Annotated in this window: 17 protein-coding genes and 1 tRNA gene; 3 read left to right on the plus strand and 15 right to left on the minus strand. The window is 45.6% G+C overall.

Annotation, left to right across the window (positions count from 1 at the left end; genetic code table 11):
* Nucleotides 1-30: 30 nt before the first annotated feature.
* The 12 genes from ACFSUO_RS02140 to ACFSUO_RS02195 form a co-directional block, all read right to left on the minus strand.
* Nucleotides 31-690, minus strand: coding sequence for a ribonuclease H family protein (locus ACFSUO_RS02140; protein ID WP_382390600.1), 660 nt, complete (start codon nt 688-690; stop codon nt 31-33).
* A 372-nt stretch (nt 691-1,062) separates the two neighbouring features.
* A complete protein-coding gene (gene sspO, locus ACFSUO_RS02145; protein WP_382390602.1) occupies nt 1,063-1,212 on the minus strand; it encodes a small acid-soluble spore protein O in 150 nt (49 codons plus the stop codon).
* Nucleotides 1,213-1,432: 220 nt separating this feature from the next.
* A complete protein-coding gene (locus ACFSUO_RS02150; protein WP_382390604.1) occupies nt 1,433-1,651 on the minus strand; it encodes a WYL domain-containing protein in 219 nt (72 codons plus the stop codon).
* Between the two features lie 134 nt (nt 1,652-1,785).
* Nucleotides 1,786-2,775 carry an NAD(P)H-quinone oxidoreductase gene (locus ACFSUO_RS02155; protein WP_382390606.1) on the minus strand — a complete coding sequence of 330 codons (990 nt, stop codon included), beginning with the start codon at nt 2,773-2,775 and terminating at the stop codon, nt 1,786-1,788.
* A 213-nt stretch (nt 2,776-2,988) separates the two neighbouring features.
* Entirely contained in the window at nt 2,989-3,375 is a 387-nt protein-coding gene (locus ACFSUO_RS02160; RefSeq protein WP_382390608.1) for an ectoine synthase, read from the minus strand.
* Nucleotides 3,376-3,411: 36 nt separating this feature from the next.
* Nucleotides 3,412-4,692, minus strand: coding sequence for a diaminobutyrate--2-oxoglutarate transaminase (gene ectB / locus ACFSUO_RS02165; RefSeq protein ID WP_382390610.1), 1,281 nt, complete (start codon nt 4,690-4,692; stop codon nt 3,412-3,414).
* 4 nt (nt 4,693-4,696) lie between these two features.
* Nucleotides 4,697-5,227 (minus strand): diaminobutyrate acetyltransferase, encoded by a 531-nt coding sequence (gene ectA / locus ACFSUO_RS02170; RefSeq protein WP_382390612.1) that lies wholly within the window; start codon nt 5,225-5,227, stop codon nt 4,697-4,699.
* A 316-nt stretch (nt 5,228-5,543) separates the two neighbouring features.
* On the minus strand, nt 5,544-6,266 hold the full coding sequence (locus tag ACFSUO_RS02175; protein ID WP_382390614.1) for an amino acid ABC transporter ATP-binding protein: 723 nt from the start codon (nt 6,264-6,266) through the stop codon (nt 5,544-5,546).
* Nucleotides 6,266-6,925, minus strand: coding sequence for an amino acid ABC transporter permease (locus ACFSUO_RS02180; RefSeq protein ID WP_382390616.1), 660 nt, complete (start codon nt 6,923-6,925; stop codon nt 6,266-6,268). The genes ACFSUO_RS02175 and ACFSUO_RS02180 overlap by 1 nt, the downstream gene beginning before the upstream one ends.
* 130 nt (nt 6,926-7,055) lie before the next feature.
* Nucleotides 7,056-7,820: a transporter substrate-binding domain-containing protein gene (locus ACFSUO_RS02185; protein ID WP_382390746.1), complete on the minus strand. Its 765-nt coding sequence runs from the start codon at nt 7,818-7,820 to the stop codon at nt 7,056-7,058.
* A gap of 319 nt (nt 7,821-8,139) precedes the next feature.
* Entirely contained in the window at nt 8,140-8,427 is a 288-nt protein-coding gene (locus ACFSUO_RS02190; RefSeq protein ID WP_382390618.1) for a hypothetical protein, read from the minus strand.
* A gap of 248 nt (nt 8,428-8,675) precedes the next feature.
* Nucleotides 8,676-8,858: a type Z 30S ribosomal protein S14 gene (locus tag ACFSUO_RS02195; RefSeq protein ID WP_382390620.1), complete on the minus strand. Its 183-nt coding sequence runs from the start codon at nt 8,856-8,858 to the stop codon at nt 8,676-8,678.
* Nucleotides 8,859-9,092: 234 nt separating this feature from the next.
* Here ACFSUO_RS02195 and ACFSUO_RS02200 point away from each other — a divergent pair, with 234 nt between their 5' ends.
* The 3 genes from ACFSUO_RS02200 to tatA are packed head-to-tail and all read left to right on the plus strand — an operon-like array spanning nt 9,093 to nt 11,975.
* Nucleotides 9,093-9,938 carry a gluconate 2-dehydrogenase subunit 3 family protein gene (locus tag ACFSUO_RS02200; RefSeq protein ID WP_382390622.1) on the plus strand — a complete coding sequence of 282 codons (846 nt, stop codon included), beginning with the start codon at nt 9,093-9,095 and terminating at the stop codon, nt 9,936-9,938.
* An 18-nt stretch (nt 9,939-9,956) separates the two neighbouring features.
* Nucleotides 9,957-11,711, plus strand: coding sequence for a GMC family oxidoreductase (locus ACFSUO_RS02205; protein WP_382390624.1), 1,755 nt, complete (start codon nt 9,957-9,959; stop codon nt 11,709-11,711).
* Between the two features lie 45 nt (nt 11,712-11,756).
* Nucleotides 11,757-11,975 carry a twin-arginine translocase TatA/TatE family subunit gene (tatA, locus tag ACFSUO_RS02210; protein WP_382390626.1) on the plus strand — a complete coding sequence of 73 codons (219 nt, stop codon included), beginning with the start codon at nt 11,757-11,759 and terminating at the stop codon, nt 11,973-11,975.
* A gap of 78 nt (nt 11,976-12,053) precedes the next feature.
* Here the strand turns inward: tatA and ACFSUO_RS02215 are convergent.
* The 3 genes from ACFSUO_RS02215 to ACFSUO_RS02225 form a co-directional block, all read right to left on the minus strand.
* A tRNA-Val gene (locus ACFSUO_RS02215) sits at nt 12,054-12,126 on the minus strand.
* Between the two features lie 125 nt (nt 12,127-12,251).
* Nucleotides 12,252-12,929, minus strand: a complete 678-nt coding sequence (locus tag ACFSUO_RS02220; protein ID WP_382390628.1) for a DUF421 domain-containing protein — start codon at nt 12,927-12,929, stop codon at nt 12,252-12,254.
* Nucleotides 12,930-13,031: 102 nt separating this feature from the next.
* Entirely contained in the window at nt 13,032-13,304 is a 273-nt protein-coding gene (locus tag ACFSUO_RS02225) for a hypothetical protein (protein WP_382390630.1), read from the minus strand.
* Nucleotides 13,305-13,422: the final 118 nt, after the last annotated feature.

Genomic DNA, 13,422 nt, shown 5'->3' on the forward strand with positions numbered 1-13,422 from the left:
GGTGTGCATTCATATCCGTATCCCCGGCTTTTAGTTGGATTGTTCCGTTGTGCTTGTAATCTCAATGTCTTGCAGCGCCTGGGAAGCCAGGTGATCTGCTTCTTTATTCTTTTTCCGGGACACGAGATTGAATTCCGGGTCGATACCCATACGGCTAATCAGGTTATCAATCCGATCAGCCCACCTTGATAATTGAGGCTCATAGCATGGCCATTCCCCTTTCAACTGCATGATGACGACGAGGGAATCACCTGTAATGGTAACCGGCAAATGATGGACATCTAAATACTCCAGCTCTTGCAATGCCAGATGACAGGCAGCGTACTCGGCCTCATTATTGGATTCAAGTTCCTCCACACGTGCATTTTTCCGGAGACGGTAGGCTTTTTCATTCTGTTCATAATAAATAGCACACCCCAACCCGGAAGTCCGTGTTTTCAGATCATACCCGCCGTCAAAGTAGACGGTGATATTATGTGGCTCTGTCTGGATTTCCTCCATTTGTCTGGACAATTCTTTCATGTTCCAGCTGTTATCATGATTGTCCACAAATTGGATATCGCTGACCCGGCCTGTTTTTTGCAAATCCTCGGCTATTAATAACGCTTTTGGAGCACGCATTTCGTCAGAGGTAAAAGCTGTTTCCGTCCCTTTGGGTGTCTGATACGTTATTTCCATTCGGACATTCATCAAGTGATCACCCTTATGATATTTTCAGGAGGCTGGGACAAAAGTATTTAAGCAACGAAATATCCGAACGATGATTCAACATTTTTCCCGTAGATGATCAAACTATATCGGGTTTTTCTTTTTTAAAATAATGGGTTTCCACTCCACCACCTAAACTAGCGAAGGAAAAATACGGAGACTCCTGGGGGAGCAGAGGCCTAGATGAGACCCCGCAGTGCGCCAGCACGAGGAGGCTCATCAGCCGCCCCCGGAAAGCGAAGTATTTTTCTGCAGCGGTGGTTAAAACTCACCCCAACATCATAGGAAAATACTCCAGTCATCATTCGGCTTTCATGCTGAAGATTTTCGTTATGTCCCAGCCCTTTATGGCTGTTATTGCCGTTTTTTCGTTTTTTTATTGTTTTGCCGTTCGTTTTCAGTTAGTGGTTCGTTTGCAAATTCATGATCAAATTCTCTGGACAAGTCTTTTCTAACTGCTTGTTCATCACTAATGCCAGTATCATTTTTTCTTCTTTTGCCCATTAGAAACACCTCCACACGGATAGTCTGTCTTACCGTAAGTGTTTCTATGTATCGGCCTGGAAGAGCCATTTGGGCAGCCAGTCCAGGCACACATCCATTATTTTTGCGATGACTTTGTTCTTTCCTCGTATTCATACAAAGTTTCTTTTAGTTTTTCAACGTGTTCCTGCTGCATTTCCTTGGTCCAATTTACTGCTGTCTGGTTATTTGCAAGCATTCCTTATGCCCCCATTCTTCCTGTCCGGACTGGTCCGATTGATAATATGTTGTCTTTTTTGAACGTTCTTACCTCCTGCCGTGTGAAACAGTATGCCCTCACCCGATCTTCATGAATGCCAAGCACACGAATAACACGGTAGCTTGTTCTATTATCGGCCTTAAGGTAAATCATTTCAAGTTTCTTTCTTGTCTGCAATGCCTTAAAAAGCAATTTATCCATGACAGCCAGCCCTCCAGCGGAACGTTTGTTTGCATTATACCACAACCGAACAGGATGTCAAACGTTTGTTCGTGATTCAAATAAAAAACTGCGCCACCCCAAATTTTAAGGTGGCACGATTTTTTTCTTCCGATTTAACTGTCATCTGAATCCATGTTCAAAATAATTTTTCCGATGTTCCGGTTTTCTTCCATGTGGATATGGGCTTCATCCGCTTGTTCAGCCGGAAATGTACTGTCCAGTACCGGGCGTACGCTGCCCTGTTCGAAATAAGGTGTCACTTTTTCGATAAATTCCTTGCTCAATTCAGCCTTATAAGCGTCGCTCCTTGGTGTGAGCAGGGTTCCTGTCAGCTGGATGCGCTTGGACATGATTGTCATTAAGTCAATGGATTCCAGTTCGCTCCCACCCAATATACCAATCAGGACCCAGCGGCCATCCGTATTGATGCTTGTAAGGTTCTTGTCCCAATAAGAAGCACCGATGAAATCAAGAATCAGATCAGCTCCTTGGTTGTCCGTTGCTTCCAGTACCGCTTTGTCAAACGGCTGTTCTTTATAATTAATGGTAACGTCAGCTCCAAGCTCAGCGCAAAATCGAAGCTTTCGTTCTGTTCCCGCGGTAGCAATTACTTTTGCTCCGGTTGTTTGTTTGGCCAGCTGGATAGCAGCAGTTCCTACACCACTGGCACCGGCATGAATCAGGACAGTATCGTCTTCCTTTAGGTTGCCAATCCAAAATAATGTCTGATAGGCAGTCAGGAACACTTCCGGGATGGCTGCTCCTTCCGAAAATGACAGGGATTCAGGGATTTTCATCGCACGGCTTGCGGGCATGACGGCGTATTCGGCATAACCGCCTCCATTCACAAGCCCCATCACACGATCACCTACTTGAAAAGAATGAGCGCCGTTTGCTTCAACAACTGTGCCAGCTACCTCGACCCCCAGAATGGGATTGGATGCATAGCCTGCCTTTCCTTCGCGGCTGACGATATCTGTACGATTAACGGCGGCCATGTTCACCTTGATCAGCAAATCGTCCTTTCCTGCTTCCGGTTTGGGCAGTTCGGTCATTTTCAACTGGTCCGGTCCGCCTGGTTCTTTTACAATAACGCCTTTCATTTTCTCGTCCCCCTATCTGGAGTTTATTTCTGGAGGTTGTTCAACAAGTCCTCCTTTTTGAACACGCATTTCTAATTTCATCTTGACATATTCGCTTGCGGCAAGCAAATCGGACTGGCCGCGGGTATGGAGCCAGGGCAGTTTGACATTGCCGCTGTTTAACTCACAAAAAACCCGAATGACGACTAAGTCATCATTCGGGGGGCGCTGCTTCTATTCTGTCAACAGCGGGTAATAGCCTTCTTCATTATGTGTTTCGGTTCCGACAAGGGGCGGATTGAAAACACATACCATACGCATTTGCGATTTTGCACGAAGGACATGTTTATCATGTTCATCCAAAAGATACATCGTGCCCGGTTTAATGTCATACACATCGCCGGTTTCGACTTTTTCGATCGTGCCTTCGCCTTCAATGCAATAAACTGCTTCAATATGGTTTTTATACCAGAAATAATTTTCCGTTCCTGCCTTAATAATCGTGTCATTCATGCTGAAGCCAACGCCGTCTTTTTTAAGGATGAATCGCCGGCTCGACCAGGTTTCCCCGGAAGTTTCGTCTTCTGTTCCGACTAGATCTTCAAGTGATTTTACAATCATTTTCCAACACCTCTGCTCTCGCGTTTTATTACCAATCTATTGGCCAAGAACGGTTTTTATGCTGTCTTCCAGTATATTAAGCCCCTTCTCGAGTCCTTCTTTATCTATATTTAGCGGTGGGAGAAATTTGACAACCTCATCTTTTGGACCGGATGTTTCCACAATCAGCCCTCGTTGGAACGCCTCCGCGCAAATCTCATCAGCCAGTTCGGGTTTGCCCATTGCTATCCCTTGCATCAGACCTCTGCCGCGGGCTTGAGCATCAAGGCCTGGGTATGTTTTTATCAGGCGATTAATTGTATCGCGCAGGAACTTGCCCTTTTCCTGGATTTCTTCACTGAATTCATCGGTTTCCCAATGGGTCAATGCCTCTTGTGCTGCAAGGAAAGCGAGGTTATTTCCGCGGAATGTCCCGTTATGCTCGCCAGGCCCCCATTGGTCATATTCCGGTTTGATCAATGTAATGGCCATTGGTAAACCAATACCACCGATGGATTTGGAAAGGCAGACAATATCCGGTTCAATTTCTGCTGGTTCAAAGCTGAAGAATGTACCAGTTCTGCCGCAGCCTGCCTGGACGTCATCGACGATTAGCAGAATATCCCAGCGCTTGCAGAGATTAGCTACTTTTTTCAACCAATCCATTCCTGCCGCATTGATGCCGCCCTCACCCTGAACTGTTTCCAGAATGATAGCCGCCGGCAGTGCTACACCGCTTCCGCTGTCCTCGAGAAACCTTTCCAGATAAGCAATAGTATCGTGCCCCTCCATATAATCATCAAATGGCATGGAAACCGAATGATGAAGCGGAACACCTGCACCGTGCCGTTTAAAGGAATTCCCTGTCACAGAAAGGGAGCCAATGGTCATACCATGAAATGCGTTGGTAAAACTGATGACGGTATCACGCCCGGTCACTTTCCGGGCGATTTTCAAGGCACTTTCCACCGAATTCGTTCCGGTTGGTCCAGGAAACATCACTTTATAATCAAGATTGCGCGGCGTAAGGATGACATCCCTGAAGCTTTCAAGAAACGCTCCCCGTGTCGTTGTCCCCATATCAAGACTGTGTATGATGCCATCATGCCGGATATATTCAATCATTTTTTCCTGCATGGTTTCATCATTGTGGCCGTAGTTCAGGGCACCGGCACCTGCAAAGAAATCAATATATTCATTTCCCTCGGTATCCCAGATCTTATATCCTTTAGCCCTTTCGAATACGGCCGGCCAGCCCCGGCTATAACTTCTTACGGCTGATTCCAGTTCTTCAAAGGTTTTCATTTTTTCGTGATCATTTAGTACTGTTGTCGTCAAAATGTCACCCTTCCACTAAGATTTTTTCTTTTTGAATTGGTCCAATCTTAAACAATAGCTCATCTTCATGACCTTCTCGGGGAAAGTCACCTGATGTAAAATAGTCATGAATAACACACTTTGTCAGCATTTTCTTCGCAAGTCCGATAAACAGATTTTGTGATGCCGTATTTGACGGAGAAACCGTTGCTTCCACAGAATCGACATCTTCACAGCCTTCACGCTTCAGCAAATGGTACAGCATTCTCGTTGCCAGCCCATTGCCGCGTTCTGATTCACTGACAGCCACCTGCCAGATAAAAAGCGTATCAGGCTGATCAGGATGGATAAATCCTGAGATGAATCCAACAATTGCTTCTTCCCTTTCCACCACGACAGATGTCTCCGAAAATATTTCGCACCACATAAGATAGCTGTAGGATGAGTTCAAATCGAGAACGCCAGTCTCCTTTATCAGCTCCCAAACTTCTGCTCCATCATCTTTCGTCGGCTTACGAAAACTGACATCTTGTTCGCTTGCTTTCGTTTTAGTCATGACACCATTACCGCTGTTTAAGATGATTCCACCTCCTGAGTTTTTGAAAAATCATTCCTACTCAGGATAAAAAGAATAGTGTCACTCGTCAAAATGTTTTAAATGCCATTTAGTATGGTTAATCATGGTTAATTCTGTTCTCGTTTATAAATTCTGGCTCAGATTAAAATAGCTCCCAAATAAGTGGATATAATCCCATTTAATAGAAATTCGCTTTTTTCTTCCATTGAGATTTCACCGCTCAAACGTGCGCCACGACCGCATTCGCGCAGGAACAAGCCAATGCAGTCCAGATTTTTGAAAAAAGTTTTGCAGGTTAGAGTATTTTATTTAAGAATGCTGCTGTCCGCTCTGATTGCGGATTGGAAAACAACTGATCCGGTTTTCCTTCCTCCACAATGACCCCTTCGTCCATAAACAGGACCCTGTCCCCTACTTCACGGGCAAATCCCATTTCATGGGTCACAACAAACATGGTCATCCCTTCATTCGCCAGCTGTTTCATGACTTCCAGCACTTCACCAACCAATTCAGGATCCAGTGCGGAGGTTGGTTCATCAAACAGCATCATTTTCGGTTCCATGGCAAGTGCACGGGCAATCGCCACACGCTGCTGCTGCCCACCTGACAATTGCTGGGGATATTGGTCAGCTTTATCAGCAAGCCCGACTTTCCCCAGCAACTTGACGCAGCGCTCCCTGGCTTCTTTATCAGAGATTTTTCGTACTTTTTGGGGGGCAAGCATGAGGTTTTCAATCACTTTTTTATGTGGAAACAGATTAAATTGCTGAAACACCATGCCAACTTCTGCACGGACCATGTTGATGTCCGTTTTCGGGTCGTTAAGTTGTAAACCATCTACAATCACTTCGCCTTTTGTGACAGGTTCCAGCATGTTCAGGCAGCGGAGGAATGTACTTTTTCCCGATCCGCTCGGTCCAATGACACAGACGACTTCAGATGGCTGAATCTCGCAGTCGATCCCTTTCAAAACTTCTGTATCACCGAATTGCTTGTGCAGATTTTTTACCGTAATCATCAGATATCCAGCCTCCTTTCCATGACTTGCAATACGAAAGATAATGTCAGTGTAATAGCTAAATAGAATACGGCAACAGTTGTGTAGATTTCGACAGCATTAAAATGGTTCGCGGCTATCAGGCGTCCCTGAAAAATCAGCTCTGGGACGAGAATGACAGACAGCAATGATGTATCCTTAATACTAATAATGAACTGATTACCAAGCGGCGGTATCATCCGTTTGAATGCCTGAGGCCAGATGATATGACGCATGGTTTGGTTACGATTCAGTCCAAGCGAACGGCCTGCTTCCATTTGCCCGGAATCAATCGACTGAACGGCCCCACGCACAATTTCTGCAATATAGGCTCCTGAGTTCAGTGCTATAACGATAATACCGGCGGTAACCGATTCAATTTCAAACCCGATGATGAGCGGAAGTGCATAATAGATCCAAATAGCTTGTACAAGCACTGGTGTACCTCGGACAATTTCAATGTATACGGTTGAAATGACATTGATGATTTTGGATTTAGCTATTCGGCCAAGCCCAAAAATGCCGCCCAGAATGAAACCGATAATGAGTCCCACAATGGATATCAGCAGCGTATAGTATAAACCGGTAAATAATTGTGGCAGAAAGTCGATGATCCCTGCCCAGTCAAATCTTCCAATCATCCTTTCACCTCGCAAATAAAAAACTAAGGCTTACACCCCCGCTGACTGTTAGTTCCCGTTAAAGCGGGATGAACACGAATGGCAATAAGCCTTAGTTAATCTTAGTTTTGTGGATACGCGTGTCCTTTCATTACTCCGGCTTTTTGCCGAACCACTTTTCATAAATCTCGTCGTATGTTCCATTTTCTTTTATAGTGTCCAACGCGTTGTTAACAGCCTTAACCAGCTCCTCCTGCCCTTGAGAGATAGCAATGGCGTAATCCTCCGCTTTGTACAAATCACCTACAACTTTCAGCTTGTCACCGGTCGTATTGATGTAATAGTTCACATTCGGAGCATCATACAGAATGGCGTCGGCACTGCCATTTTCAACGGCCAGATAAGCCTGGTCGAGCTGTTCATATTGATTCGGATCGACATTGTCAATATTTTCTTTCATATACGCGGCACTTGTTGAACCAAGCCGGGTTGCAACCGTCTTGCCTTCAAGATCTTCAATGCCTTTGATAGAATCATTGTTTTTTGGCACGCCAATCGCGAGTCCTGATTCAAAATACGGATCACTGTAGTCAATTTTCTTTTTCCGTTCTTCGGTAATGCCAATTCCTGCTACAGCCATATCGAAGGACCCGGTCTGCAGTCCAGGGATGATCCCATCAAAGTTCGTCGTTTCCAACTCAATCTCAAAACCCGCCTCATCAGCGACCGCATTGATCAAGTCGATATCAAACCCGACATATTCACCGTCTTCTTTGAACTCAAATGGTACAAACGATGTGTCACTGGCGACAGTGTACGTATCTTTTAATTCCCCGTCTCCTTCCGCATCTGCCCCGGTTTCTTCTCCTCCTCCACAGGCTGCCAGCATACTGATGAGCCCAAGTAAAAGCAGCATGACACCCCATGTTTTTACCTGTGTTTTGGTCACTAAAATGTCCCCCTCTTAAATTGATTTAAAGATAATGGTACCAAAGATGGTATTATTGGGAAAACTCGATAATTATTGATTGATAGGCTTATGATGGGTAAAACTTCCCTCTCGGTACTAATGCATGTATATGGGAAGAATTACTCTGAAATGCTGGGGATTTGAAAGGTTTGTTCAAAATTAGGGGGAATTGGTGGAAAATTCGTGATTATTTCAAGCGGTTTATAACAGGCGGGAACTATAGGCGGGAGACTTTGCCAGCCATGATGGTTTTTGGGGAAGGTGATCAATCCGCATCACCCTCTTCCCCCTCACTTGTCTCTGCATCTTCCTCCGTGCTTTCTTTGGTGCTGACATCGTCCAGGTCAAGCCAGGAAAGCATCTCGTGTACCACGGTATTGATTTTTTCATTGACCATGTTACTGCCGTATTTTATTTTTGCACGTTCAATATTTTCTAGAACATCTGCTTCAAACTGAATGATTGGCTCATCTTCCTCAAGATTATTGTACAAATCAAGTATTTCATCTAGCGCCTTGTCAAACCGTTTTGTTTCTAATTCACTTGCTTTCATCGTTTATCACCCGTTATTAGCGTGTCCAAAAGTGGCCAAAATAAATGCATCGCGCCCGTGTTGACCTTACCAGGGCATTAAAAAACCCCATCACAGCGTAAGTGCAACCGCACAAAAAAGCCGTAAACCTTCCTAGTCAGGTTACAGCTTCTCAGCCAAGGATTTTTCCTTTGGCATCGGCCTTATACTTCATATAACAACTTCCTTAAAAATTTATGATGAATTTTATGAAATGCAATTATGACAATTTACCAGCTTGCTTTTTTCAGACCCGGGACCTGGCCTTTATAGGCAAAGTCTCTTAAACAGATTCGGCAAAGCTTAAATTTGCGATAAACCGAATGAGGCCTTCCACAATGCTCACAGCGTGTGTACTCACGAACAGCAAATTTTTGGTTCTTATACTGTGTTGTTTTTGCTTTTGTCGCCATGGTTTAAACCTCCTTTTTAAAAAAAGATAGACATATATAATACCATAAATCCACCTCTAACAGCAAGTGTAATTTTTCCTATAGGGATGCGGGGACAGGCTCGTTGTCCCAGCTCCGCGCCCGTTCTCTCCCAGCACCAATAGGGTGAAAAAAGTGGAACAGTAAGCTCGTCCCCATGTCCCGTATATTTCTGGAAATTTGGGGAATTTTATGGTGGTGAAGGAGGGTTTTGTGATGACGGATAATCGTTCAGATGATGAGAAGAAGCTTGATGAGGACGGGGTGAGCCGGCGCCGGTTTATTAAGAATACGGGAATGGTTGCCGGTGGTGTTGTTGGGGGTTCCCTGCTTGGCGGGCTGCTGACGACGCAATTCCAGCAAGAACCAGAGACACAGACGGATAAGAAAGAGACAAGTTCCGATCTGCAGGATGCGCGGATGTTTTTCAGCCGTGATGATTTTAACGTACTCCAGGCCGCCACGGAACGGATTTTTCCTGAAGACGATAATGGTCCCGGTGCCATTGGGCTTGGTGTTCCCTACTTTATTGACAAGCAATTGGCCGGAAGCTGGGGTGTGAATGGAAAAGATTACAGACAAGGTCCTTTCATCCAGTTCAACCAGGTCGAAAGTATGGAAGGAAAAGATACGGATGAACACCCAACGAATCCGCCTTTTCTGAAGCGGCAGCCGGATACCGACTTGCAGCGCCATCAGTCACGTCTGACAAGAGGCGAAATTTTCCTTACAGGGCTGCGCAAAATGAACAGCATGAGCCGGAACCGTCACAACAAGACGTTTGACAAGCTTGATGAAGATAAGCAGATTGCTATTTTACAGGAATTTGAAAAGGGTGACGTGAAACTGAGCGGTGTCGCCGCCGAAAACTTTTTCGTCCTGCTCCGCCAGGCAACGCTGGAAGGCGCTTATTCCGACCCGCTGTACGGTGGGAATAAAAACATGGAAGGATGGAAAATGAAAGAATTCCCGGGCGCACAGGCATCTTATGCGAACGTCATTGAAAAAGAGGAATTCGTTAAAATGGATCCAATCAGCCTGAATGACTATCAGGGCGGCTAAATCAAAGGAGGCACTACCATGGCAATAAAAAAGGACAAGGTTGATGCAGTTGTTGTCGGTTCAGGCTGGGCCGGCGGTATTGTAGCCGCGGAACTGGCCAAGAAAGATTATAAAGTTGTCGGTCTGGAACGCGGGCAGGACAAAAAACACGAAGACTACATAGGCACCAAGGACGAACTGCGTTACTCTTTAAGGTATGAGATGATGCAGGATCTGACAAAGGAAACCATTACTTCGAGAAACAGCCCGGATAAAACCGCGCTGCCTATCCGGTCCAACGAAAATGCGTATCTTGGAACCAATACGGGGGGCGCCGGTGTGCATTGGAATGGGCACAATTTCCGGTGGCTGCCATACGATTTTGAAATCTATTCCAAAACGGTAGAACGCTACGGTAAGGACAAAATTCCAGAAGACATGACTATTCAGGACTGGGGCGTCACCTATGACGAAATGGAAAAGTACTACGACAAATATGAGAAAATGGCCGGCATCTCCGGGGAGGAAGATCCGCTGGGGCCTGAACGCTCCAACCCGTACCCGAATCCACCCATGAAGGATAGCCCGTCCACCAAACTGTTTAAAAAAGCGGCAAAGGAACTTGGCTATCATCCATACCAAATTCCATCGGCCAACGTTACCGAGCAGTACACCAATCCGGATGGAGAAACGATTAATGCGTGCATGTACTGTGCCTTTTGTGAAACGTACGGGTGTGACTTCGGCGCTAAATCGGACCCGATCATCACGGTGCTTGCGACTGCCCGAAAAACAGGCAATTATGAACTCCGGAATCAGTCCTATGTAACTCGTGTCCTTCATAATGGAAGTAAGGCAACCGGTGTGCGCTATGTCGATACCAAGACAGGACAGGAATATGAGCAGCCGGCGGACATTGTCGTACTAGCCGGGTTTGTTTTTACAAATACCCGCTTGCTGCTGCTTTCCGACGTTGGCGAGCCATATGATCCAAAAACAGGCAAAGGCGTCATCGGCAAAAATTTCACCGGGCACTTCAACAATGTAACCTACCTCGGTGCCGTCGGATTTTTTGATAACAAAAAGTTCAACAACTTTGCGGGAGCTGGTGCACTGGCTTCCACACTTTCCGACTTTAGCGGTGATAACATGGATCACAGTGACTTGGACTTCCTGCACGGGTTTGAACCACATATCCGGGTAATGGGCAACCGACCAATCGAGTACAATCGTGTCCCAGAAGGCACCCCTACCTGGGGGAAAGAATTCAAGGAAAAATCACTATATTACACGAATCGGAATTTATTCGTGGATGCTCAGGCAGCAGCATTGCCGAAGAAGCAAAATTACCTGGACCTTGACCCAAATTACACAGATTTTCAGGGCAACCCACTCATTCGTGTAACATACCAGTATACCGACCAGGATCGCAAATTGGGGCAGTATTCCATCAAAACGTGTACCGAAATCATGGAAAAAATGGGTGCTGACATTGTCGAGTCCGATGAATTGTCGGATGACGTGGAGTTCAATAGTTCCTTTACAAACTCCCATAATGGTGGCGGTGTGATCATGGGAGACGATCCGGACATATCCGCCGTTAACACGTATTCGCAAATGTGGGATATGGAGAATTTATTCGTCGTCGGCTCGTCATCTTTCCCACATTTCAGCAATTACAACCCAACGGAAACAATCGGTGCTTTCGCCTACCGCGCAGCAGAAGGCATGGAAGAGTACCTGAAGAACGGCGGAGGGCTTGTTGAAAGGAAACGTGCCAAAAAACACGCATAAATGCCGTTCTTAACAGGCAAGTTAACCAGTAAAGAGGTGACCCATATGGGTATAGCTAATATCGGCATTCCGGGTCTGATTCTGATTGTCATTCTTGCACTAATCATTTTCGGACCAAAAAAACTGCCGGAAATCGGCAAAGCATCGGGCCAAACACTCCGGGAATTCAAACAATCAGCCGGAGATCTCATGTCAGAAGACAGGGACACGGGGACAGGTTCCTCGTCCCAAAAATCCAGCACCACCGATACACCGGACACCTAATCTGGGACAGTAAGCCTGTCCCCATGCCATTAAAAAGGACTGCCCCGAGTTATATCTCGAGGGCAGTCCTTTTTGGTATGATTCCGATTGGGCTCGAACCAACGACCTCATGCCTGTCAAGCATGCGCTCTCCCAGCTGAGCTACGGAATCGTGTATTGTTTTGTTTCATTATCGACAAGTATTACTATACAAAATTCAGCGTCCTATGTCAATATGTTTTCTATACTTTTTTGTTAGGAAGAAAGAAAAAAGCTTACAGGCCGTTTCGGGGCAATTTAAAAAAGACTCCCTTTCCCCGTGTCGACTGTAAGCGAATGGTCATCATCCCGGACCGCAGCATAAAAAATGTCCTGCAAGTCAGGGTACCCTTCTTTTGTCAGTTTTTTGCGCAGCGTTGGTTCGTCAAGATTAATATGGGCAAGATTTTCATGCTGGATGCGCCCTTCGATGACTACTGCCAGCGGAACTCCCTGATAATCCAGTTCCGCATCCAGTTGTTCAGGGGTGACAGGGGCAGCCTCTTGTTTCGGAACAACACTAATTCCGCCATTTGGTTCAATAAGCGCATAATCAATTTTGGTAATGTCAGGATAACCTTTTTCCCGAACTTCTGATAACATTTCCGGCAATGAGAATGCTGACCATTGCAAATTTGCCTTGATCAGTTTTCCATGCTTGATAATAATCGTTGGTTTGCCAATGAAAATTCTATTCAGCCAATTGACAAGCATCAGTTTAGAAAAGCCAATGTGGACCAAACCTACAACCAATAGCCCAACTATCGTATACGTGAAACTTTTTTTGACGACCGGACCAGCGGCCAATGAAATAACGAAAAAGATCCCTGCCAGATCATGTGCCGTCAATTGAGCAAAAGCCGTCTTGCCCATCATTCTGATAACGCCAATCGTCACGAAATACAGGACAATTACTTTTCCAATAAATAGCAACATTTATAATTCACCTACACGCCTGGTTTCTTCCTAGTATTTACTTTTTACTTCATTAATATAAATAAGATGGCCCCACCCGAAATGGGAGCCATCTTATTTTCGTTACTGTGAGTTTCTTCGGTAGCCCATTTGTTCCTGTTTGTTTTGCGTGCCAGCCATGTTCTGCATCTGGTTTGCAAGCTGGTTTGTACCAGCCGGCTGCATCTGCTTGACAGCATTTTGCATCTGCCCGCCACCGTTATTCATCATATTGGAAACAGCCTGGGGCATACGCTGAAACGTGCCATTCTGAACACCTTTTCGAATACCGTATGCGGCTGCGCCCGCTGCGCCTATTGCCATGAGCGATTTCATCATACCTGGACGTTTTCCCATATTATCAGCACCCTTTTTTAGAAAGTGTGGGGGAGACCCCACACCTTAGCCTTGATGACAGCACAGAAAATATCCTATAAATTATTTTCCAAAAACGACACAATCCAAAATCAACATA

The sequence above is a fragment of the Lentibacillus juripiscarius genome, assembly GCF_042685205.1.
Taxonomy (GTDB): domain Bacteria; phylum Bacillota; class Bacilli; order Bacillales; family Amphibacillaceae; genus Lentibacillus; species Lentibacillus juripiscarius.

Coding starts and splice junctions, on each gene's coding strand:
- ACFSUO_RS02140 (WP_382390600.1), bottom strand. CDS start 690: ATGAATGTCCGAATGGAAATAACGTATCAGACACCCAAAGGGACGGAA.
- sspO (WP_382390602.1), bottom strand. CDS start 1,212: ATGGGCAAAAGAAGAAAAAATGATACTGGCATTAGTGATGAACAAGCA.
- ACFSUO_RS02150 (WP_382390604.1), bottom strand. CDS start 1,651: ATGGATAAATTGCTTTTTAAGGCATTGCAGACAAGAAAGAAACTTGAA.
- ACFSUO_RS02155 (WP_382390606.1), bottom strand. CDS start 2,775: ATGAAAGGCGTTATTGTAAAAGAACCAGGCGGACCGGACCAGTTGAAA.
- ACFSUO_RS02160 (WP_382390608.1), bottom strand. CDS start 3,375: ATGATTGTAAAATCACTTGAAGATCTAGTCGGAACAGAAGACGAAACT.
- ectA (WP_382390612.1), bottom strand. CDS start 5,227: ATGACTAAAACGAAAGCAAGCGAACAAGATGTCAGTTTTCGTAAGCCG.
- ACFSUO_RS02175 (WP_382390614.1), bottom strand. CDS start 6,266: ATGATTACGGTAAAAAATCTGCACAAGCAATTCGGTGATACAGAAGTT.
- ACFSUO_RS02180 (WP_382390616.1), bottom strand. CDS start 6,925: ATGATTGGAAGATTTGACTGGGCAGGGATCATCGACTTTCTGCCACAA.
- ACFSUO_RS02185 (WP_382390746.1), bottom strand. CDS start 7,820: ATGCTGCTTTTACTTGGGCTCATCAGTATGCTGGCAGCCTGTGGAGGA.
- ACFSUO_RS02190 (WP_382390618.1), bottom strand. CDS start 8,427: ATGAAAGCAAGTGAATTAGAAACAAAACGGTTTGACAAGGCGCTAGAT.
- ACFSUO_RS02195 (WP_382390620.1), bottom strand. CDS start 8,858: ATGGCGACAAAAGCAAAAACAACACAGTATAAGAACCAAAAATTTGCT.
- ACFSUO_RS02200 (WP_382390622.1), top strand. CDS start 9,093: ATGACGGATAATCGTTCAGATGATGAGAAGAAGCTTGATGAGGACGGG.
- ACFSUO_RS02205 (WP_382390624.1), top strand. CDS start 9,957: ATGGCAATAAAAAAGGACAAGGTTGATGCAGTTGTTGTCGGTTCAGGC.
- tatA (WP_382390626.1), top strand. CDS start 11,757: ATGGGTATAGCTAATATCGGCATTCCGGGTCTGATTCTGATTGTCATT.
- ACFSUO_RS02220 (WP_382390628.1), bottom strand. CDS start 12,929: ATGTTGCTATTTATTGGAAAAGTAATTGTCCTGTATTTCGTGACGATT.
- ACFSUO_RS02225 (WP_382390630.1), bottom strand. CDS start 13,304: ATGGGAAAACGTCCAGGTATGATGAAATCGCTCATGGCAATAGGCGCA.